Source organism: Actinomadura rubteroloni, assembly GCF_002911665.1.
Taxonomy (GTDB): Bacteria; Actinomycetota; Actinomycetes; order Streptosporangiales; family Streptosporangiaceae; genus Spirillospora; species Spirillospora rubteroloni.
This window is the reverse complement of record NZ_MTBP01000002.1, coordinates 1455579-1479848: the sequence shown is the minus strand read 5'-3', so window position 1 is coordinate 1479848 and position 24270 is coordinate 1455579. Positions and strand designations below refer to the sequence as shown.

2 protein-coding genes (1 of these 2 cut by a window edge) are annotated in these 24270 nt (G+C 76.5%); both read left to right on the top strand.

Annotated elements, in window-relative coordinates; genetic code table 11:
- Positions 1-24 precede the first annotated feature (24 nt).
- On the top strand, positions 25-10467 hold the full coding sequence (locus BTM25_RS30720; RefSeq protein ID WP_103564055.1) for a non-ribosomal peptide synthetase: 10443 nt from the start codon (positions 25-27) through the stop codon (positions 10465-10467).
- Positions 10464-24270, top strand: the 5' portion of a protein-coding gene (locus BTM25_RS18220) for a non-ribosomal peptide synthase/polyketide synthase (RefSeq protein WP_168212150.1). The gene runs 6572 nt beyond the window's last position; the window shows 13807 of its 20379 coding nt (coding positions 1-13807); the start codon lies at positions 10464-10466; its stop codon lies off the right edge, out of view. Before BTM25_RS30720 ends, BTM25_RS18220 begins: the two co-directional genes overlap by 4 nt.

The following is a 24270-nucleotide window of genomic DNA, read 5'->3' as shown; positions in this document are numbered from 1 at the left end:
CGGTAGCGAGGGAGGACGTCCGAGATGCTCGAAGGTGCCCCGCCGGCGGCCACGCTCGTCGCGCTCGTCGCGGACCGGGCGCGGTGCGCGCCCGACGCGCCCGCGGTCGTGGACGACGACCGGACCCTCACCTACGCCGCGCTGGACGCCGCGTCCGGTCGGCTCTCGGGGGGCCTGGCCGCGCGCGGCGTCCGGCGCGGGGACCGGGTCGGGGTCGTCCTGGACCGGTCGGCCGACCTCGTCGCGGTGCTGCTCGGCGTGATGCGGGCGGGCGCGGCGTACGTCCCGGTGGACCCGGCGTGGCCGGCGGCGCGGCGCGAACGGGTGCTGGCGGACGTCGCCTGCACGATCACGAGCGCGGACCTGTCCGGCGCGGGCGACGACCCGGACCTGGGGCCGGACGACGTCGCTTATGTCATGTACACGTCCGGTTCGACGGGCGAGCCGAAGGGCGTCGCGGTGACGCAGGGCGCGCTGGCGGAGCTGGCGACGGCCGCGTGCTGGGGCGACATCGGACGCGGGCGCGTGCTGTTCCACGCGCCGCACGCGTTCGACGCGTCCGTGCTGGAGTTGTGGGTGCCGCTCGCCAACGGCGGCACGGTCGTGGTGGCCCCGGACGGGCCGATCGACGCGGAACGGCTGCGGCGGGTGATCCGCGCGCACGATGTGACGGCCGTCCACCTGACGGCCGGGCTGTTCGGCGCGCTCGCGGCCGAGGACACCGGCGTGCTGGCGGGCCTGGCCGACGTCCTGACCGGCGGCGACGTGGTCGCGCCCGGCGCCGTCGCGGCGGTGCGGCGGGCGTTCCCCGAACTGACCGTCCGGCACCTGTACGGCCCGACCGAGGCGACGCTGTGCGCGACGACCCATCGGATCGGCCCCGGCGACGCGGCCCCGGACGCCCTGCCGATCGGCGCGCCCCGCGACGGCGCCGGGGTCCATCTGCTGGACGACCGGCTGCGCCCGGTGCCCGACGGGACGGTCGGCGAGCTGTACATCGCGGGTCCCTGCCTCGCACGCGGCTACGACGGGCGCCCCGCGCTCACCGCCGAGCGGTTCGTGGCGAACCCGTTCGGTACCGGCCGCTTATATCGGACCGGCGACCTCGCACGCCGGTCCGACGGCCTGCTGTACTTCGCCGGCCGCGCCGACGAGCAGGTCAAGATCCGTGGCTTCCGGGTCGAACCGGGCGAGATCGAAGCGGTGCTGGCGGCGCATCCGGACGTCGAGCGGGTCGCGGTCGTCGCGCGGGGGGAGCGGGCGCGGCTCGTCGCCTACCCTGTCCCGGCGTCGGTGGACGCCGCCGCGCTGACCGCCTACGCGCGGGAGCGGCTGCCGGAGTACATGGTCCCGGCGGCGGTCGTCCCGCTGGACGCGCTGCCGCTCACCCGCAACGGCAAGCTCGACCGGGCCGCGCTGCCCGAACCGTCCGGCCCGGCCGCCGGACGCGCGCCCGCCACGCCCGCCGAGGAGACGTTCTGCGGCCTGTTCGCCGCGCTGCTCGGCGCCGCCGAGGTCGGCGCGGACACCTCGTTCTTCGCGCTCGGCGGCGACTCGATCCTGTCGATGTCGCTGGTCGCGCGGGCGCGCCGCGCGGGCTACGCGGTCACGACGCGGCAGGTGTTCCGGCTGCGGACGCCCGCCGCGCTGGCCGCCGGCGCGACCGTCCTGGACGGAGCGGCCGAGCACGACACGGCGACCGGCGAGGCGCCGCCGACGCCGGTGCTGCTGGAGCTGATGGAACGCGCAGGGGACCTCGCGCACGCGCCCGGCTTCTACCAGTCCGCGCTGGTCACCGTCCCGTCCGGGCTCGACCTGGACGTCCTGCGCGGCGCGCTGCACGCGCTCGCGGCGCACCACGGCGTGCTGCGGGCGCGGACGGCCCCGTCCGGCGGGCTGCTCGTCCCGGACGGGCCGGACGCCGAGATCAGCGTCCGCCGCGCCGACCCGGCCGCCGACGTCGCCGCGTGCGTCGACCCGCGCGCGGGCGCGATGATCGACGCGGTCTGGTTCGAGGGCGATCCCGGCCGGCTGCTGCTGACGATCGCGCACGTCGCGGTGGACGGCGTGTCCTGGCGCGTCCTGCTGCCCGACCTCGCCGAGGCCTACGAAGCGCTGGCGGCGGGCCGCGCGCCGGCGCTCGAACCGGTGCCGACCGCGTTCCCGACCTGGGCGCGGTCGCTGGCCGCCGAGGCGGCGCGGCGGCGGCCCGAACTGCCCGAGTGGAAGCGGATCCTCGCCGGCCCCGACCACGCGCCCGTCGCCGCCCCCGACCCCGCGATCGACCGGTACGCGGGCACGGGGAAGATCACCGTGACCGTCCCGGCGCGGACCGCCGCCGCGCTGCTCGCCGACGTGCCCGCCGCGTTCCACGCGGGCGTGGACGAGGTGCTGCTCACCGCGCTCGCGGCGGCGCTGGCGCCGGGCGGGCCGCTGCTGGTGGACGTCGAGGGCCACGGCCGCGCCGACGCGGTGTCGCGGACGGTCGGCTGGTTCACCGAGATCCACCCCGTCCGGCTCGACCTCGGCGGGCTCGACCCGGCCGACGTCCGCGCCGGGCACGCGGCGGCCGGACGCGCGCTGAAGCGCGTCAAGGAGCAGGTCCGCGCGGTGCCCGGCGACGGGCTCGGCTTCGGGCTGCTGCGCCATCTGGAAGCCGCCGCCGAGCTGGCGGCGCTGCCCCGGCCCCGGATCGGGTTCAACTACCTCGGCCGGTTCGGCGGCACGGGCGCGTGGCGGCCCGCCGGGACGCACTGGTTCGCCGAGGGCATCGACGGGCGCGTCCCGGTCATGCACGCGCTGGAGGCCGAGGCGCTCGTCCAGGACGACGCGCTCACGCTGACGCTGTCCTACGTGCGGCGCCTGGTGACCGACGAGGCCGCCGAACAGATCGCGTCCGGCTGGACGGCCGCGCTGGACGGGCTCGTCGCGCACACCGCGCGGCGCGGCGGCGGGCACACCCCGGCGGACTTCCCGCTCGTCGCGCTGGACCAGCGGCGGATCGAGGAGCTGGAGGCCGCGGTGCCGGGCCTCGCCGACGTGCTGCCGCTGTCGCCGCTCCAGGAGGGGCTGCTGTTCCACGCGATCTACGACGACGACGCGACCGACGTCTACGTCGAACAGCTCGCGGTGGACCTCGCCGGGCCGCTGGACTCCGGCGCGCTGCGGGCGGCGTGGCAGACCGTCCTGGACCGGCACGCGAGCCTGCGCGCCGGGTTCCGCGAGACCGCCGACCGGCCCGTCCAGGTGGTGGCGGGGCGCGTCGCGGTGCCGTGGCGGGAGGCCGTCGCGGACGCCGCCGGGGCCGACCGGCTCGCCGACGAGGAGCGGGCGCGGCGGTTCGACGTGACGCGCCCGCCGCTGCTGCGCGTCCTGCTGGTGCGGATCGGCGACGCGTGGCGGATGACGGTCACGATGCACCACATCGTGATGGACGGGTGGTCGCTGCCCGTCCTGCTCCGCGAGCTGTGGACGGCGTACCGGGGCGAACCGCTCGGTCCCGTCACTCCCTACCGCGACTATCTGGAGTGGCTGGCCCGCCAGGACGCCGTGGCGGCGCGGGAGGCGTGGCGGGACGCGCTCGCGGGCATCGACGAACCGACGCTCGTCGCGCCCGGCCGCCAGGACACGCCCGGCTTGTCGGGGAAGGTGCACTTCCGGCCGGACGACCGGCTCACCGCCGCGCTGGACGCGCTGGCCCGCACGCGCGGGCTGACGCGCGGCACGATTCTCCAGGGCGTCTGGGGCCTGCTGGTCGGGAAGCTCACCGGGCGGGGCGACGCGGTGTTCGGGCTGACGGTCGCGGGCCGTCCCGCCGAGCTGCCCGGCATGGCGGACATGCTCGGCCTGTTCATCAACACCGTCCCGGCGGTCGTCCGGCTCGACCCGGCGCGCCCGTTCGCCGACCTGCTCGCCGACCTCCAGGACCGGCAGGCCGCGCTCGCCGACCACCAGCACCTCGGGCTCACCGAGATCCAGCGCGCGGCCGGGTCCGGCGCGGTGTTCGACACGCTGCTGACGCTGGAGAACTACGCCGGCGTCCGGGCCGAGTCCGGGCCGCCGGAGGTGACGGGCACGCGCGTCCGCGAGGACACCCACTACCCGCTCGGCCTGTCGATGCCGCCCGGCGGCGGGCTGCGGATCAGCTACCGGCCGGACGCGTTCGACCACGACTTCGCGCTGGCCCTCGCCGGGCGCGTGCTGCGCGTGCTGGAGCAGGTCGCGGCGGACCCGGACGTCCCCGCCGGACGGATCGAGATCGTGGACGGCGGCGAGCGCCGGCGCCTGCTCGCCGAGTGGAACGCCACCGACCGCGCGCTGCCCGCCCGCACGCTGCCGGACCTGTTCCGCGCGCAGGCCGCGCGGACGCCGGACGCCCCTGCCGTCGCCGGCGCCTGGACCTACGCCGAACTGGACGCGGTGAGCGACCGCGTGGCGGGCGCGCTCGCGGCGCGCGGCGTGCGGCGCGGCGACCTGGTCGGCGTGCTGATGGAGCGCTCGCCGGACCTGGTCGCGGTGCTGCTCGGGATCGTCAAGGCGGGCGCGGCGTACGTCCCGGCCGACACGGGCTGGCCGTCGGCGCGCGTGGACGCGGTGCTCGGCGGGACGAAGCTGGTGCTGACCGAACGGCCGTCCGGGGACGCGGTCCCGCCGGTGCCGGTCGGGCCGGACGACGCCGCCTACGTCATGTTCACCTCGGGCTCCACCGGGACGCCGAAGGGCGTCGTCGCCGCGCACGGCGCGGTCGCGGCGCTCGCGGCGGACTCGTGCTGGAGCGCGGCGGCGCGCGGGCGGGTGCTGCTGCACGCGCCGCACGCGTTCGACGCCTCGACGTACGAACTGTGGGTTCCGCTCGTCCACGGCGGGACGGTCGCGGTCGGCCCGCCGGGACGGGTGGACGCCGCCGCGCTGGAACGCCTGATCGGTGCGCACGCGCTGACGGCCGTCCATGTCACTGCCGGGCTGTTCGGTGTGCTCGCCGATGAGACACCGGGGTGCCTTTCCGGGGTCGCGGAGGTGCTGACGGGCGGCGACGTCGTCGCGTCCGGGGCCGTCGCGCGGGTGCTGGAGGCGTGCCCGGACGTGACCGTCCGGCATCTGTACGGGCCGACGGAGACGACGCTGTGCGCTACGACCCACGGGCTTGAGCCGGGCGGCGTCGTTCCGGCGGTGCTGCCGATCGGACGGCCGCGCGACAACACCCGGGTGTACGTCCTCGACCCGTTCCTGCGTCCCGTCCCGGCCGGGGTGACCGGTGAGCTGTACATCGCGGGGCTCGGCGTGGCGCGCGGGTACCTGGACCGTCCGGCGCTCACCGCCGAGCGCTTCGTCGCCGACCCGTTCGGCGGCGGCCGGATGTACCGGACGGGCGACCGCGCCCGCTGGACCCGCGACGGCGTGCTGGTCTTCGGCGGACGCGCCGACGCGCAGGTCAAGATCCGCGGGTACCGCGTGGAGCCGGGCGAGGTCGAGGCCGTCCTCGCCGGGCATCCGGCGGTGCGGCGCGCGGTCGTGGTCGTCCGGGACGCCAAGCTGTACGGCTACGTCGTCGCGGACGCGCCGGGCGCGGCGCTGCGGGACTTCGCGGCCGAGCGGCTGCCCGAGTACATGGTCCCGGCGGCGGTGACGGTGCTGGACGCGCTGCCCGTCACGGCGAACGGCAAGGTGGACCGCGCGGCGCTGCCCGTCCCCGGCGAACGCCCCGGCCGGGGCGGACGCGGCCCCGCGACGCCCGTCGAGGCCGTCCTGTGCGGGCTGTTCGCCGAGATCCTCGGCCTGGACGGCGTCGGCGCGGACGACTCGTTCTTCGACCTCGGCGGCGACTCGCTGTCGGCGATGCGGCTCACCGCCCGGATCCGCGCCGCGCTCGGACTGGAGATCGGCATCGGCGAGCTGTTCACGGCGCCGACCGTCGCGGAGGTCGCCGAGCTGGCGGGCCGCGCGACCGGCGGGACGCGCGCGGCGGTGACGCGGCGGGAGCGGCCGGAGATCCTGCCGCCGTCGTTCGCGCAGCGCCGCATGTGGTTCCTCAACCGGCTGGAGCAGACGCAGGACGACGTGGACGCCGTCTACAACCTGCCGCTCGCGCTCCGCATGACGGGCGAGCTGGACGTGGCGGCGCTGGAGGCCGCGCTCGGCGACGTCGCCGACCGCCACGAATCGCTGCGCACGATCTTCCCCGACCAACCGACCCCGACCGACCTCCCGGGTTTCCCCGACCAACCGACCCCGACCGACCTCCCGGGTTTCCCCGACCAACCGACCCCGACCGACCTCCCGGGTTTCCCCGAGACCGACGACGGGCCGCGGCAGCTCGTCCTGCCGTCCCGGCCGGTCCTGACCGTCCGCTCGGTGCCCGACCTGGACGCGGCGGTGCGGGACGAGGGCGGGCGCCGGTTCGCGCTGGCCGCCGAGCCGCCGCTGCGCGCGACGCTGTTCGTGCAGGGGCCGGACGAGCACGTGCTGCTGCTGGTCGCGCACCACATCGCGGTGGACGGCTGGTCGATGGGCGTCCTCGGCCGCGACCTCGGCACCGCCTACGCGGCCCGGCTGGCCGGGCGCGCACCGGAGTGGGAGCCGCTGCCCGTCCAGTACGCCGACTACGCGCTCTGGCAGCGGGACGTCCTGGACGACGCCGTGCTGGACGCGCAGCTCGCCCACTGGCGCCGCGTCCTCGCCGGCGCCCCGGCGGAGCTGGCGCTGCCGACGGACCGGCCGCGTCCGGCGGCGTCCACGCTGCGGGGCGGCTCGGTGCCGCTGCGCGTCGGCGCGGACACCCACGCCGCGCTCACCGGGCTGGCCCGCGACCGCCGCGCGACGATGTTCATGGTCGCGCACGCCGCGCTGGCCGCGCTGCTCACCCGGATGGGCGCGGGCGACGACCTCCCGATCGGCACGGCCATCGCGGGGCGCGGCGACCCCGCGCTGGACGGCCTGATCGGCTTCTTCGTCAACACGCTCGTGCTCCGGACGGACCTGTCCGGCAATCCGACGTTCGCGCAGCTCCTGGACCGCGTCCGCGACGCCGACCTCGCCGCCTACGCCCACCAGGACCTGCCGTTCGAGCGGCTGGTCGAGGACCTGAACCCCGAACGGTCGCTCGCGCGGAACCCGCTGTTCCAGGTCATGCTGAGCGTGGAGAACGTGCCGCGCGAGGCGGGCGCGTGGGAGCTGCCCGGCCTGGACGTCCGCGCCCTGCCGCGCCGGACGGACGAGCCCGTCGAGTTCGACCTGTCGGTGACGCTCACCGAACGGCACGACGCGGGCGCCCCGGCGGGGTTCGACGGCCTGTTCCAGTACGCGGCGGACCTGTTCGACGCGGCGACGGCGGAGGGGCTGGCGCGGCGGCTCGTGGCCGTCCTGGACCAGGCCGCCGCCGACCCGCACCGCCCGATCGGCGAGCTGGCCGTGCTCGACGCGGCCGAACGCGCGCGGATCCTCACCGGCTGGAACGCCACCGACGCGACCGTGTCCCCGGCGACGTGGCCGGAGCTGTTCGCCGCGCACGTCGCGCGGACGCCGGACGCCGTGGCCGTCCGGTCCGGCGGGGACGCGCTGACCTACGCGGAGCTGGACGACCGCTCCGCGCGGCTCGCCGGGCACCTGCGGAGCCTCGGGGTCGGTCCCGAGACCGTCGTTGCGCTGTGCCTGCCGCGCGGGGTGGACTGGCCCGTCGCGCAGCTCGCGGTGTGGCGGGCGGGCGGCGCGTTCGTCCCGCTCGACCCCGAGCACCCCGCCGAGCGGCTGGCCCACATCGTCGCCGACAGCGGCGCCGCGCTGGTCATCGGGACCGGCGACACGCTCGGTCCGTTCGACGCGCCGACGACCACGCCGGACGTCCTCGGCCCGCCGCTGCGGGCGGACGTCCGGCCCGGTCAGCTCGCCTACGTCATCTACACGTCGGGGTCCACGGGCCGTCCGAAGGGCGTCGCGATCGAGCACCGGGGCCTGGTGAACCTCGCGACGGCGCTGCGGCCCGCGCTCGGCGTCGCGCCCGGCACGGTCGCGCTCCAGTTCGCGTCGTTCGGGTTCGACGCGGCCGTGCTCGACGTCGCGGTGGTGCTCGGCGGCGGCGGGACGCTGGCCGTCGCGACCGCCGAGGAGCGCGCCGAGCCGGACGCGCTGGCCGCGATGATCCGGTCGGCGGGGGTGTCGGTGGCGAGCGTCGTGCCGTCCCTGCTCGGGGTCCTCGACCCGGACGCGGTGCCCGGAGTGCGGCGCTGGGTCCTCGGCGCCGAGCTGCTGACGGCCGACCTCGCCGCGCGCTGGACGGCCCGGTCCACGGTCTGGAACACCTACGGGCCCACTGAGGGCACGGTCATCGCGACGTCCGGGCCGGTGGACGCGGGCATCACCGCCGAGGACCGGCCGCCCGCCGTCGGACGGCCGCTGACCAACACCCGCCTGTACGTACTGGACGAGAAACTGCGGCCCGTCCCGCCCGGGGTGGTCGGGGAGCTTTATCTGACGGGCGTCGGGCTGGCGCGCGGTTATGCGGGACGGCCCGACCTCACCGCCGAACGGTTCGTCGCGTGCCCGTTCCGGCCCGGCGGGGCGCGCATGTACCGCACCGGCGACCGTGCGCGCTGGACGGCCGGTGGCGAGCTGCTGTTCGCGGGCCGCGCCGACGAGCAGGTCAAGATCCGCGGGTTCCGGGTGGAGCCGGGCGAGGTCGCGTCGGTGCTGGCCGCGCACCCGGACGTCGCGCAGGCCGCCGTGGTCGTCCAGGACGGGCGGCTCGTCGCCTACACCGTCGGGGGCGGCGCGGACGCGCTGCGGGCGCACGTCGCGGCGCGCGTGCCGGACTACATGGTGCCGTCCGCGTTCGTCGCGCTGGACGCGCTGCCGCTCACGGTGAACGGCAAGCTGGACCGGGCGGCGCTGCCGGTGCCGTCGGCCGCCTCGGCCGAGGACGCGCGCGAGCCCGCGACGCCCGCCGAGGAACTGCTGTGCGGGCTGTTCGCCGACGTCCTCGGGCTGGAGCGCGTCGGCCCCGACGACTCGTTCTTCGCGCTCGGCGGCGACTCGATCCTGTCGATGGCGCTGGTCGCCAGGGCCCGCCGGTCGGGGCTGGTGCTCGGCGTGCGGGAGGTGTTCCGGCGGCGCACCCCGGCCGCGCTCGCCGCCGTCGCGACGGCGCTCACCGATCCGGCGGCGGCGGACGTCCCGGCGACCGGCGCGGTCCCGCTGACGCCGGTGATGCGCGAACTGCTGGCCGGCCCGGACGCCGAGCGCGCCGTGCAGTCGGCGGTGCTGGCCGTCCCGGCGGACCTGGACGCCGGCCGGCTCGCGGACGCGCTGCGGGCCGTCATCGACCACCACGACGTGCTGCGGGCGCGGCTGGAGGGCGACGCGCTCGTCGTGCTGCCGTCGGGCGCGCCGTTCGCGCTCGGCGCCGGGGTCGCGCTGGACGGGCCGCTGCTCGGCGCCGCATTGTCGCCGGGACGGCTGGAGCTGGTCGCGCACCACCTCGTCATCGACGGCGTGTCCTGGCAGATCCTGCTGCCCGACCTGCGCGCCGCGTACGAAGGCCGTCCGCTGGAGGCAACCGGAACATCGTTCCGGCACTGGGCGCGGGCGCTCGCCGACCAGGCCGCCGACCGCGTCGCCGAGCTGCCGGACTGGATCCGGCTGCTGGACGGGCCGTCCCTGCGGATCACCGACGCGCCGGTCACGCCCGGCCCCGCCCGCGAGACCGCCGCGACTTTGGACGCGGCGACGACCGAGGCCCTGCTCACCCGCGTCACCGCCGCCTTCCACGCGGGCATGGACGAGATCCTGCTCGCCGCGCTGACCGCCGCGCTCACCGAGACCTGGCGGCGGCGCGGGCGCGACACGTCCGGCGGGCTGCTGGTCGACGTCGAACGGCACGGCCGCGAACCCCTCGCCGAGGGCATGGACCTGTCCCGGACGGTCGGGTGGTTCACCGCCGTCCATCCCGTCCGGCTGGACGCGGGGGCGCTCGACCTCGCCGCCGTCCGCGCGGGCGGCCCGGACGCCGGGACGCTCGTCAAGCGCGTCAAGGAGCAGGTCCGCGCGGTGCCCGGCGACGGGCTCGGCTTCGGGCTGCTGCGCCGCGTCCACCCGGGGACGGGCCCGGTGCTCGCCGCGCTGCCCGCCCCCGGCATCGCCTTCAACTACCTCGGCCGGACGCCCGCCGCCGCGTCCGGCGACTGGCGGCGGCTCGGCGAGCGCGCGGCCGGCGACGTCCCGGTGCGGCACGCGCTGGACGTGATGGCGCGGATCACCGACGGCCCCGTCCTCACCCTCACGCTCGCCTCGCCGCCCGGCGCGCTCGACCCGGCCGACGCGCGCGAGATCGCCGACGGCTGGGCGGCGGCGCTCACCGGCCTCGCCGCGCACACCGGCGGCGGGCACACGCCGTCGGACTTCCTGCTCAGCACGCTCGACCAGCACGAGATCGACCTACTCGAAGCGGACCTCGCCGACGAAGGGGGACCACGGTGACGCAGCGTCGCACGGACGGCCGGGTGGAGGACGTCTGGCCCCTGTCGCCCCTCCAGGAGGGGCTGCTGTTCCACGCGGTGTACGACGAGGACGCCCTCGACGTCTACGTCGGCCAGCACGTGCTGGACCTGGACGGCCCGCTGGACGTCGCGCGGCTCCGCGCGGCGTGGGACGCGCTGTTCGAGCGGCACGCGAGCCTGCGCGCCGGGTTCCGGCAGATGGCGGGGGCGCGGCGGCCGGTCCAGGTCGTCGCGCGGGCCGTGGACGCGCCGTGGCGCGAGGTCCTCTCGGCCGACGCCGACGCCGACGCCGACGCGGTCGCCGAGGAGGAGCGGGCGCAGCGGTTCGACCTGGCGCGTCCGCCGCTGCTGCGCGCCGCGCTGCTGCGCCTGGCGCCCGACCGGCACCGGCTGCTGATCACCGCGCACCACATCGTCCTGGACGGCTGGTCGCTGCCGCTGCTGCTGGACGAGCTGCGCGCCGCCTACGCCGGGACGTCCGGCCCCGCCCCGGTGACGTCCTACCGCGACTACCTGGAATGGCTCGCGCGGCAGGACGCGGACGCGGCACGGGAGGCGTGGCGGGCGGCGCTCGCCGGGACCGGCGAGCCGACCCTGGTCGTCCCCGCCGACCCGAACGCCGCGCCGGTGCTGCCCGAGGACGTCGAGATCGCCCTGGACGCGGGGCTCGCCGACCGATTACGCGCGCTGTCCCGCTCCCGTGACCTCACGCTCAACACGGTCTTCCAGGGCGCGTGGGCGCTGGTGCTGTCGGCGCTCACCGGGCGCGACGACGTGGTCTTCGGCGGGACGGTCGCGGGCCGCCCGGCCGAACTGCCCGGCGCGGACCGGATGCTCGGGCTGTTCATCAACACCGTCCCGGTGCGGGTGCGGCTGCGCGCCGGGACGTCCTTCGCCGACACGCTCGCGGGCTTGCAGGACGTCCAGTCCGGGCTGCTCGCGCACCAGCACCTCGGGCTCGCCGACGTCCAGCGCGCGGCCGGGCCCGGCGCGGTTTTCGACACGTCGATGGCGTTCGAGAACTACCCGGCCGAGCGGTCCGCGCCCGAGCCGGGCGCATTGACGATGACGATGTCGCGCGGCCGGGACGCGGCGCACTATCCGCTGTCGCTGGTCGTCAACCCGTTCGGCTCGATGGGGTTCCGGCTGAGCCACCGCGCGGACGTGCTGCCGGACGGCGCGGGGATCGCGGCGCGGCTCGTCCGGGTCCTGGAGCAGGTCGCGGCCGACCCGGACGTCCCGGTGGACCGGGTGGACGTGCTGGCGCCGTCCGAGCGGCGGGCCGTGCTGACGTCCTGGAACGCCACCGGCGCCGACGTCCCGTCGGGCACGTTCGGCGCGCTGTTCGAGGCGCAGGCAGCGCGGACGCCGGACGCGCCCGCGCTCGTCACCGCCGCCCGCACCTGGACCTACGCCGAGCTGGACGCGGCGGCCAACCGCGTCGCCCACGAGCTGATCGCGCGGCGGATCGGGCCGGGCGACCTGGTCGGCGTGCTGATGGAGCGCTCGGCGGACCTGCTCGCGGTGCTGCTCGGCGTGGTGAAGTCCGGGGCGGGCTACCTGCCGATCGACCCGCGCCACCCGGAGGAGCGGGTGGCGTTCATGCTCGGCGACGCCCGTCCGGTGCTGACGGTCTGCACGGACGCCACGCGGTCGGTGCTGCCGGAATCCGCCGCTTCCTGGGTGTTCGACGCCTCGGCGCTGGCGGCGCGTCCCGCGACGGCGCCGACGGACGCGGACCGCGTCGTGCCGCTGCGGCTGCTGCACCCGGCGTACGTGATCTACACGTCCGGGTCGACGGGCCGGCCGAAGGGCGTGGTCGTGTCGCACCGCGGGGTGGGGAGCCTCGCGGCGAGCCACATCACGCGGCTGGGGGCGGGGCCGGGGGCGCGCGTCCTCCAGTTCACGTCGCTGAGCTTCGACGTGGCGTTCGCGGAGTTCTGCACGGCGCTTCTTTCGGGGGGCGCGCTGGTGGTCGTGGACGCGACGCGGCTGCCGCCGTACGGGTCGCTCGCCGAGGTGGCGGACGAGTTCGGCGTGACGCACCTGATGATGCCGCCGTCCGTCCTGGCCGCCGCCGGGGAGCTGCCCGCGTCGGTGCACACGGTGTCAGTGGCGGGCGAGGTGTGCCCGGAGACGCTCGTGGCGGCCCGCGCGCCCGGCCGGACGCTGATCAACGCCTACGGCCCGACCGAGGCGACGGTGATCGCCGCGATGAGCGCGCCGCTGACGCGCGTCTCCGGCCCGGCGCCCATCGGCCGGCCGATCGAGAACACGCGGACGTACGTCCTGGACGGCTTCCTGCGGCCCGTCCCGCCCGGCGTCACGGGCGAGCTGTACCTGGCGGGCGCGGGCCTGGCGCAGGGCTACGCGGGCCGTCCGGGGCTGACCGCCGAACGCTTCGTCGCCGACCCGTTCGGCGGCGGCCGGATGTACCGGACGGGCGACCTCGCCCACTGGACTCCCGGCGGCGACCTGGTCGTCGTCGGCCGCGCCGACGAGCAGGTCAAGGTGCGCGGGTTCCGCGTCGAGCCCGGCGAGATCGAGGCGCTGCTCGCGTCCCACCCGTCCGTGGCGCAGGCGGCGGTCATCGCCCGCGAGGACCGCCCCGGCGACAAGCGCCTGGTCGCCTACGTCGTCCCCCACGCTGACCAGGACACGGGCCTGGACGGGCGGTCGCTGCGGAGCCATCTGGCGGAGCGGCTGCCGGACTACATGGTGCCGTCCGCCATCGTCGTGCTGGACGCGCTGCCCGTCACAGTGAACGGCAAGCTGGACCGCGCCGCGCTGCCCGCGCCGGACGCGGCGGCCGGGGGGCGGGCGCCGTCCACACCGATGGAAGAACTGCTGTGCGGGTTGTTCGCCGAGGTGCTCGGGACGAACCGCGTCGGCGCCGACGACTCGTTCTTCGACCTCGGCGGCGACTCGCTGCTCGCGATGCGGCTCGTCGCCCGGATCCGCGCGGTGCTGAACTCCGACATCAGCGTCCGGACGCTGTTCGGGACGCCGACCGTCGCCGACCTCGCCCGCGTCGCCGGGGAGACGGGCCGCGCGCCGGTCCCGCTGACGCGCCGCTCCGGCGACGCCGAGCCGCCGCTGTCGTTCGCCCAGCAGCGCATGTGGTTCCTGAACCGGCTGGAAGAGGCGGGCGCGAGCGCGGACTACAACCTCGCCGTCGCGCTGCGGCTGACCGGCGACCTGGACATCGGCGCGCTCGCCGCAGCTCTCGCCGACCTCGCCGACCGCCACGAGACCCTCCGGACGATTTTCCCCGACCAACCGACCCCGACCGACCCCCCGGGCCTAAACGACGCGGGCGAGGTGCCGCGTGCGCGGGTGCTGACGGGGGCGGAGGGGCGGCCTGAGCTGACGGTCGCGGACGTCGCGCCCGAGGAACTCGCGGACGCGCTGGCGGCGGAGGTCCGGCGCCGGTTCGACGTCCGCGCCGAGCTGCCGTGGCGGACGTCGCTGCTGGTCACCGGCCCGGATGAGCGGGTGCTGCTGATCGTCGCGCACCACATCGCGGTGGACGGCTGGTCGCTGGACGTCCTCGGCCGCGACCTCGGCACCGCCTACGCGGCCCGCCGGAGCGGAGACGCGCCGGCGTGGGAGCCGCTGCCCGTGCAGTACGGCGACTACGCGGTGTGGCAGCGCGCCGTCCTCGGTGACCTGGACGACCCCGAGAGCCTCATCACCGCCCAGCTCGACCACTGGCGCACGGCGCTCGACGGCGCCCCGGCGGAGCTGGCGCTGCCGGCCGACCGGCCGCGTCCGGCGGCGGCGTCGTTCCGGGGCGCGTCCGTCCCGGTGGCGGTGGACGCCGCCACGCACGCCCGGCTCGTCGGGGTGGCGCAGCGCGGCCGGGCGACGACGTTCATGGTCGTCCACGCGGCGCTGGCGGCGCTCCTCGCCCGGACCGGCGCGGGCGACGACCTCCCGATCGGCACGGCCATCGCGGGACGCGGCGACCCCGCGCTGGACGGGCTCGTCGGCTTCTTCGTCAACACGCTCGTGCTCCGGACGGACGCGAGCGGCGACCCGACCTTCGCGCAGCTCCTGGACCGCGTCCGCGAGACCGACCTCGCCGCCTACGCCCACCAGGACCTGCCGTTCGAGCGGCTGGTCGAGGACGTCAACCCCGAACGCTCCCTCGCCCGGAACCCGCTGTTCCAGGTCATGCTGAACATGCAGAACGTCCCGGACGACGCGGCGGGCTGGACGCTCCCGGGCGTCGACGTCCGTCCGGTCGAGCAGGAGCCCGGCACCGAGATCGCCCGGTTCGACCTGATGCTCGGGCTCAGCGAGCGGCGCGACGCGGCCGGGACGCCCGCCGGCATCGACGGACGGCTCCAGTACGCCGCCGACCTGTTCGATGAAGCTACCGCGCAGGCCCTCGCCGCCCGGCTCACGCGCGTGCTGGAGCAGGTCGCGGCGGACCCGGGCCGGCGGCTCAGTCAGATCGACGTCCTGCGGTCCGGCGAGCGGGCGCTGCTGGACGGGTTCAACGCCACGTCCCGTCCCGTCCCGGACGAGCCGTTCGCCGCGCTGTTCGAGGCGCAGGCCGACCGCACGCCCGGCGAACCGGCCGTCATCGGCGGCGACGTCGTCCGGTCGTACGCGGAGCTGGACGCGGCGGCCAACCGCGTCGCCCGCGAGCTGATCGCGCGCGGCGTCCGCACCGGGGACCTCGTGGGCGTGCTCCTGCACCGGGGCGCCGACCTCGCGACCGTGCTGGTCGGCGTGGCGAAGGCGGGCGCGGGCTACCTGCCGCTGGACCCGGAGTACCCGGTGCAGCGCCTGGCGTTCATGGTCGCCGACTCGCGGCCCGCGCTGACGGTCTGCGCGGGCTCGCTGCGCGACGTCCTGCCCGCCGACGCGCCCGTCCTCGTGCTCGACGACCCGGCCGTGGCGGCGGCGGTCGCGGCCCGTCCCGCGACCCGTCCGACGGACGCCGACCGGACCGCGCCGACGCGCCTGGACCACCCGGCGTACGCGATCTACACGTCCGGCTCGACCGGGACGCCGAAGGGCGCGGTGCTCACCCATCGAGGCATCGGCAACCTGACGGCCGCCGTGGTCGAGCGGTTCGGCGGCGGCCCGGGGGCGCGGGTGCTCCAGCTCGCGTCGCCGAGCTTCGACGCGATCGTGTGGGAGCTGGCGTTGTCGCTGCTCACCGGCGGCGCGCTCGTCGTGGCCGAGGGCGACCGCCTCCAGCCGCACGGACGGCTCGCCGAACTCTCCGCCCGGCACGGCGTGACGCACATGCTGATGCCGCCGTCGCTGCTCGCGGCCGTGGACGAACTGCCGCCCGTCGTGTCCACGATCGTCGCGGCGGGCGAGGTCTGCCCGCCCGCGCTGGTCGAGCGGTGGGCGCCGGGACGACGGCTCATGAACCTCTACGGGCCGACCGAGGCGACCGTCTACATCACGGTGACCGAGGCGCTGACGCCGCGCGGCGACGGCCGGCCCGTCCCGGTCGGCCGGCCGATCGTCAACACGCGCGTCTTCATCCTGGACGCGCACCTGCGGCCCGTCCCGCCCGGCGTCCCCGGCGACCTGTACGTCGCGGGGCCCGGTCTCGGGCGCGGCTACACCGGACGTCCCGGGCTGACCGGCGAGCGGTTCGTCGCCTGCCCGTTCCCCGGCCCCGCCGGGCCCGGCGAGCGCATGTACCGGACGGGCGACCGCGCCCGCTGGACGCCGTCCGGCGACGTCGACTACCTCGGCCGCGCCGACCAGCAGGTGAAGCTGCGCGGCTTCCGCGTGGAACTCGGCGAGATCGAGACGGCGTTCGCCGAGCAGCCCGGCGTCGGGGCCGTGGCGGTGGTCGTCCGGGAGGACGTGCCGGGGGAGAAGCGGCTCGTCGCCTACGTCGTCCCCGACGGCGGCGCGGTGGACGCGGCCGGACTGCGCGCGTCCGTCGCGTCCCGGCTGCCCGACTACATGGTGCCCGCCGCCGTCGTGGAGCTGGCCGCGCTGCCCGTCACCGCGAACGGCAAGCTGGACCGGGCCGCGCTGCCCGCGCCCGACTTCGCCCCGCGCGGCGGACGCGGCCCCGAGACGCCCGCCGAGGCGGCGCTGTGCGCGCTGTTCGCCGACGTGCTCGGACTGGACGCCGTCGGGGCGGAGGACTCCTTCTTCGACCTCGGCGGCGACTCGCTGACCGCGATGCGGCTCATCGGGCGGATCCGCGCGGCCCTCGGCGCGGAGGTCGGCGTCCGGGACCTGTTCGCGGCGCCGACCGTCGCGGGCATCGCCCGGCACGTCGACGGCGCCGAAGGGGCCCGTGCGGCGCTGACGCGGCGGGAGCGGCCGGACGTCCTGCCGCTGTCGTTCGCCCAGCGCCGGATGTGGTTCCTCAACCGCCTCGAGGACGCGGGCGAGGGCGCCGCGTACACCCTGCCGCTCGCGCTGCGCATCACCGGCGACCTCGACGTTCCCGCGCTGGAGGCCGCGCTCGCCGACGTCGCGGCCCGGCACGAGACGCTGCGCACGATGTACTCCGGCGACGGCGAGCCGCATCAGGTGATCGTCGCGTCCGGGCCGTCCCTGGCCGTCGAGGACGTCGCCGCGGACCGGCTCGCCGACGCGCTCGCCGCGCACGCGGCGGAACGGTTCGACCTGGCCGCCGAACTGCCGTGGCGGGTGCGGCTGCTGCGGCTCGGGCCGTCCGACCACGTGCTGCTGGTCGTCGCGCACCACATCGCGGTGGACGGCTGGTCGATGGGCGTCCTCGGGCGCGACCTCGGCGCCGCCTACACCGCCCGCGCGGAGGGACGCGCGCCGGAGTGGGAGCCGCTGCCCGTCCAGTACGTCGACTACGCGCTGTGGGAGCGGGACGTCCTCGGCGACGGCGCGGCCCAGCTCGACTACTGGCGGGACGCCCTCGCCGGCGCGCCCGCCGAGATCCGGCTGCCGTTCGACCGGCCGCGTCCGGCGACGCGCTCGTTCCGGGGCGCGTCCGCGCCGCTGCGGGTGGACGCGGCGACGCACGCGCGGCTGCTGGACCTCGCGGCGCGGAACGGGTCGACGCTGTTCATGGTCGTCCACGCGGCGCTCGCCGCGCTGCTCGCCCGGACCGGCGCGGGCACCGACCTTCCGCTCGGCACGGCCGTCGCGGGCCGGGGCGACGCCGCGCTGGACGGGCTCGTCGGCTTCTTCGCCAACACGCTGGTGCTCCGGACGGACGCGAGCGGCGACCCGTCCTTCACCGACCTGCTCGCCCGCGTCCGCGCCGCCGACCTCGGGGCGTACGCGCACCAGGACGTCCCGTTCGAGCGGCTGGTCGAGGAGCTGAACCCGGCGCGGTCCCTGGCGCGCAACCCGCTGTTCCAGGTGATGCTGAGCGTGCAGAGCCTGCCGCCGACGCACGAGCAGTGGGCGCTGCCGGGCGTGTCCGTCGGGCCGGTGCCGCCCGGCTCGCGGGTCGAGGCGGCGCAGTTCGACCTGACGGTGGGGCTGACCGAGCAGCGGTCCCCGGACGGGTCCCCGGCCGGGCTGGACGGCATGGTCCAGTACGCGACGGACCTGTTCGACGCGTCGACCGTCGCGGGGCTGGCGGAGCGGCTCGTGCGGGTGCTGGCGCAGGTCGCGGCCGATCCGTCGGTGCGTCTGGGTTCGCTGGACGTGCTCCTCGGCGACGAGCGCTCGCGGGTGGTGTCGTCCTTCAACGCCACGTCGGCGTCCGCGCCCGCCGCCACCTGGCCGTCGCTGTTCGCTTCGTGGGTCGAGCGGACGCCGTCGGCTCCGGCCGTGCGCTGCGGCGCCGACGTCCTGTCGTACGCCGAGCTGGACGCGCGTGCCGACCTGCTCGGGCGCCGCCTCCGGTCGCTGGGCGTCGGTGCGGAGTCGGTCGTCGCGCTGTGCCTGCCGCGCGGGGTGGACATGGTGGTGGCGGAACTCGCGGTGTGGAAGGCGGGGGGCGCGTTCCTTCCGCTGGACGTGTCGCATCCTGCGGACCGGCTCGGTCATGTGATCGAGGACAGTGGGGCGGCGGTCGTTCTGGCGACGTCCTCAACCGTGGGCGCACTGCCCGCCTCTGGACGCGTGGCCTTGCTGGAGGACACGGCCGCTACGTACGCCGAGTCCCTGCCCGGTGACGTCGTTCCCGGTCAGTTGGCGTATGTCATCTACACGTCGGGGTCGACGGGCCGTCCCAAGGGCGTGGCGGTGTCGCACCGGGGCGTGGTGAACCTGGCCTCGGCGCTGCGTCCGATTCTGGGCGTGGAGCCCGGGGTGACGGCGTTGCAGTTCGCGTCGTTCAGCTTCGACGCGGCCGTGCTGGACGTCGTCGTCACGCTGGGCGCGGGCGGGACGCTGGCCATCGCGTCGCCGGACGAGCGCGCCGAGCCCGGCGCGCTGGCCGCGATGATTCGGGCTGCGGACGTGTCGGTGGCGAGCGTTGTGCCTTCGCTGCTGAGCGTCCTGGACCCGGCCGCCGTCTCCGGCGTCCGCAACTGGGTGCTCGGCGCCGAACTCCTGACCGCCGACCTGGCCGCCCGCTGGACGGCCGGTTCGCGGGTCTGGAACACCTACGGCCCGACCGAGGCGACCGTGATCACCACGGCCGTCCCGGTGGACCCGGCGATCACGGCGACCGACCCGCCGCCTTCCATCGGCCGGCCGATCGAGAACACCCGGACCTATGTCCTGGACGAGTTCTTGCAGCCTGTGCCGCCCGGCGTGGTCGGCGAGCTTTACATCACCGGCCCCGGGCTGGCACGGGGTTACGTCGGCCGCCCGGACCTGACGGCTGAACGCTTCGTGGCGTCCCCCTTCGGGACGGGTGAACGCCTCTACCGCAGCGGTGACCTGGCCAAGTGGACCGCCGACGGCGAACTGGTCTTCGCGGGCCGCGCCGACGCCCAGGTCAAGATCCGCGGTTTCCGCGTGGAGCCGGGCGAGATCGAATCCGTCCTGGCGTCCAGCGAGAGCGTCGCGCAGGCGGCGGTGCTCGTCCGCGACGACTGGCTCGTCGCCTACGTCGTCGCTGATGGCCTGGACGTGGACGCGCTGCGCGAGTTCACCGCCGGGCGGCTGCCCGACTACATGATCCCGGCCGCGTTCGTCGTGCTGGACGCGCTGCCGCTCACCGTCAACGGCAAACTCGACCGCGCCGCGCTGCCCGAACCGGACTTCGCCGGGACGGGCGGACGCCCCGCCGCGTCGTGGACCGAGGAGATCCTGTCGGGGCTGTTCGCCGACGTCCTCGGCGCCGACCGCGTCGGCCCGGACGACTCGTTCTTCGACCTCGGCGGCGACTCGCTCTCGGCGATGCGGCTCATCGGGCGCGTCCGGACCGTCCTCGGCGTGGAGATCGGCGTGCGGGCGCTGTTCGCCGCCCCGACCGTCGCGGGCGTCGCGCGCCTGGCGGGCGGCCCGGACGCGGCGGCGCGGCCCGCGCTGACCCCGCGTCCGCGCCCGGAGACCGTCCCGCCGTCGTTCGCGCAGCAGCGCATGTGGTTCCTCAACCGCCTCACCGAGGCGCAGCCCGGCGCCGCCGCCGTCTACAACCTGCCGGTGGCGCTGCGCCTGTCCGGCCCCCTCGACGTCGCGGCCCTCGACGCCGCCCTCGGCGACCTCGCCGACCGCCACGAGTCCCTCCGCACGATCCTCACCGACCAGGCGACCCCGGCGGGGGAGGGGGCGCTGCGGCAGGTCGTCGTCGCGGGCCGGCCCGAGCTGGAGGTCGTCGGCAGCGGCGAGGCGACGCTGCTCGCGGACATCGCCGCGCGGACGGGACGGAGCTTCGACACCTCGCGGGACCTGCCGTGGCGCGTGACGCTGCTGGAGCTGGGACCGGACGAGCACGTCCTGCTGATCGTCGCGCACCACATCGCCGTCGACGGGTGGTCGATGGGGGTGCTGCAACGAGACCTCGCCGTCGCCTACGCGGCGCGGCGGGCGGGAGGGGCGCCCGAGTGGGAGCCGCTGCCCGTCCAGTACGCGGACTACGCGCTGTGGCAGCGCGCGGTGCTCGGCGACCCCGACGACCCCGCGGGCGCGCTCGGACGGCAGATCGCGCACTGGCGGGAGGCGCTGGACGGCCTGCCCGCGGAGATCTCCCTGCCGTTCGACAGGAACCGGCCGGCGGCGCCGTCGTTCGAGGGACGGTCCGTCCCGCTGTGGGTGGACGCGGAGACGCACGCCGCGCTCGCCGGACTGGCCCGCGACACCGGCACCACCATGTTCATGGTCCTCCAGGCCGCGCTGGCGGTGACGCTCGCCAAGCTCGGCGCCGGGACGGACGTCCCGCTCGGCACGCCCGTCGCGGGGCGCGGCGACGCGGCCCTGGACGATCTCGTGGGCTTCTTCGTCAACACGCTCGTCCTGCGGACCGACCTGTCCGGCGACCCGACGCTCGCGCAGGTGCTCGACCGCGTCCGCGCCGCCGACCTCGCCGCGTACGCGCACCAGGACGTCCCGTTCGAGCGGCTCGTGGAGGAACTCGACCCGGCGCGGTCGCTGGCGCGCAACCCGCTGTTCCAGGTCATGCTGAACGTCCAGAACCTCCCGGACGAGGACGGCGGCTGGGACGCGGCGGGCCTCGCCGTCGCCGAGATGGGACCCGGCTCGTTCGTGGAGCCGGCGCGGTTCGACCTCGCCGTCAACCTCATGGAGCGGCACGGCCCGGACGGCCCGGCCGGGATCGGCGGCGGCATCCACTACGCCGTCGACCTGTTCGACCCCGAGACGGCGCAGGCGCTGACCGAGCGGCTGGTCCTGGTGCTGCGGCAGATGGCCGCCGACCCCGGCCGCACCCTCGGCCGCGTGGACGTCCTGGACGACGCCGAGCGCCGGACCGTCACCGAGGACTGGAACGCCACGTCCCGCGACGTCCCCGAGGGCACGCTCGCCGCGCTGTTCGCCGCGCAGGCCGCGCGGACGCCGGACGCCGCGGCCGTCGTCGCCCGCGACCGCGTGTGGACCTACGCCGAGCTGGACCGGGCCGCCAACCGCGTCGCGCACGAGCTGATCGCGCGCCGCGTCGGCCCCGGCGACGTGGTGGGCGTGCTGATGGAGCGCTCGCCCGACCTGGTGGCCGTGCTGCTCGGCGCGGCCAAGGCCGGCGCCGCCTATCTGTCGATCGACCGGAACTACCCGGCGGAGCGCATCGCGTTCATGCTGGCCGACGCCCGCCCCGCGCTCGTCGTCTGCACCCCCGAGACCGAGCACCAGACCCGTCCCCCCGCCGGGCCGGACGGGGTCGAGCGGCTGGTGTTCGACGCGGCGGGGCTCGCGGAGCGGGCGGAGACCGCGCCCACCGACGCCGAGCGGACGGTTCCGCAGCGCCTGGACCATCCCGCTTACGTCATCTACACGTCCGGGTCCACGGGGACGCCGAAGGGCGTCGTCCTCTCGCACCGCGGCGTCGGCAACCTCGCCGCCGTCCAGCGCGAGCGGCTCGGCGCCGGGCCGGGCGCCCGCGTGCTCCAGCTCGCGTCCCTCAGCTTCGACGCCGCGTTCTGGGAGACGGTCATGGCGCTGCTGTCGGGCGCCGCGCTCGTCGTCGCCGACGAGGAGAGCCTGCGCGACCCGGCGGCCGTCGCGACCGAGCACGGCGTGACGCACCTGACCGTCCCGCCGTCGGTGCTGGCGACCTTCGCCGAGCAGCCGCCCGGCCTGGACGTCGTCGTGGTGGCGGGCGAGGCGTGCCCGCCGGCGCTCGCGGCCCGCTGGGCGGACGGCCGCACGATGATCAACGCCTACGGCCCCAGCGAGGCCACGGTCTGCACCACGATGACCGACCCGCTGACGGGCGAAGGCCCGATCACCATCGGCCGTCCCATCGCGAACACGCGGATGTACGTGCTGGACGAGCGGCTGCGGCCCGTCCCGCCCGGCGTCGTCGGCGACCTGTACGCGGCCGGACCCGGCCTCGCCCTCGGCTACCTGCGCCGCCCCGCGCTGACGGCCGGACGGTTCGTCCCGTGCCCGTTCGGTGCGTCCGGCGAACGCATGTACCGCACGGGCGACCGCGCGTCCTGGACCCGCGCCGGCGAACTGGCCTTCGCGGGCCGCGCCGACGAGCAGGTCAAGGTGCGCGGCTTCCGCGTGGAGCCGGGCGAGGTCGAGACGGCGCTGGCGGAGTTCGCCGAGGTCCGGGCGGCGGCGGTGATCGTCCGCGAGGACCGGCCGGGCGACCGGCGGCTCGTCGGCTACGTCGCCGGAACCGCCGACCCCGCCGCGCTGCGCGCCCGGCTCGCCGAGCGGCTGCCGGACTACATGGTGCCGTCCGCGCTCGTCGTGCTGGACGCGCTGCCCGTCACCGCGAACGGCAAGCTGGACCGGGCCGCGCTGCCCGCGCCGGAGGCCGCCGCGCCGGGCCGCGCGCCCGAGACGCCCGCCGAGGCGCTGCTGTGCGAGCTGTTCGCCGAGGTCCTCGGCGTGCCCGAGGTCGGCGCGGACGACTCGTTCTTCGACCTCGGCGGCGACTCGCTGCTGGCGATGCGCCTGCTCGCCCGCGTCCGCGCGGTGTTCGCGGCGGAGATCGGTGTGCGGGCGCTGTTCGCGGACCCGACGCCCGCGGGCGTGGCGCGCAACATCGGCGAGCAGGTGGAGGACGACCGTCCGCCGCTCGTCGCGGGGCCGCGCCCGGACGTCGTTCCGCTGTCGTTCGGTCAGCAGCGGATGTGGTTCCTCAACCGGCTGGAGAGTTCCGGCGAGGGCGCGGGCTACACGATCCCGCTCGCGCTGCGGCTCACCGGACCCCTGGACGTCCCCGCGCTGGAACGGGCGCTCGGCGACGTCGCCGACCGCCACGAGACCCTGCGGACGATCTTCCCGGCGCAGGACGGCACGCCCGGCCAGCGGCTCGTCGACGACCGCCCCGCGCTGGACGTCGTCGCGGTGGACGACCTCTACGCCGACATGGCCGCGCGCACCGCCCGCCCGTTCGACGTCGGCGCGGAGATCCCGTGGCGGGCGACGCTGTACGTCCTCGGGCCGGACGAGCACGCGCTGCTGCTCGTCGCGCACCACATCGCGGTGGACGGCTGGTCGATGGGCATCCTGACCCGCGACCTCGGCGTCGCCTACGCCGCGCGAGCGGACGGACGCGCGCCCGAGTGGGAGCCGCTGCCCGTCCAGTACGCCGACTACGCGCTGTGGCAGCGCGCGGTGCTCGGCGACCCGGACGACCCGTCCAGCCTGGTCAGCCGCCAGCTCGCGCACTGGCGGACGACGCTCGCCGGGGCGCCGGAGGAGCTGACGCTCCCGGCGGACCGGCCGCGTCCGCCGGTGCCGTCGTTCGAGGGCGCGACGGTGCCCGTCCACGTGGACGCGGCGACGCACGTCCGGCTGACCGAACTCGCGCAACGCACGCACGCGACCACGTTCATGGTCCTGCACGCGGCGCTGGCGGCGCTGCTGTCGCGGCTCGGCGCGGGCGACGACATCCCCGTCGGCGCTCCGGTGGCGGGACGCGGCGACGCGGCGCTGGACGACCTCGCGGGCTTCTTCGTCAACACGCTCGTCCTGCGGGCCGACGTGAGCGGCGACATCACGTTCGCCGAACTGCTGGCGCGCGTCCGTGAGACCGACCTGGCCGCCTACGCCAACCAGGACGTGCCGTTCGAGCGGCTGGTCGAGGAACTGAACCCCGACCGGTCGTTGTCGCGGAACCCGCTGTTCCAGGTCATGCTGGCCGTCCAGAACCTGCCGCTGGACGACGACGGCTGGCCCGTGCGCGGGCTCGGCGTCGAGCTGATGCAGCCGAAGGCCGAGGCGGCGCGGTTCGACCTGTCGGTGTCGCTGCTGGAGCGCCGCGACGCGCAGGGGCGTC

Coding starts and splice junctions, on each gene's coding strand:
- BTM25_RS30720 (WP_103564055.1), top strand. CDS start 25: ATGCTCGAAGGTGCCCCGCCGGCGGCCACGCTCGTCGCGCTCGTCGCG.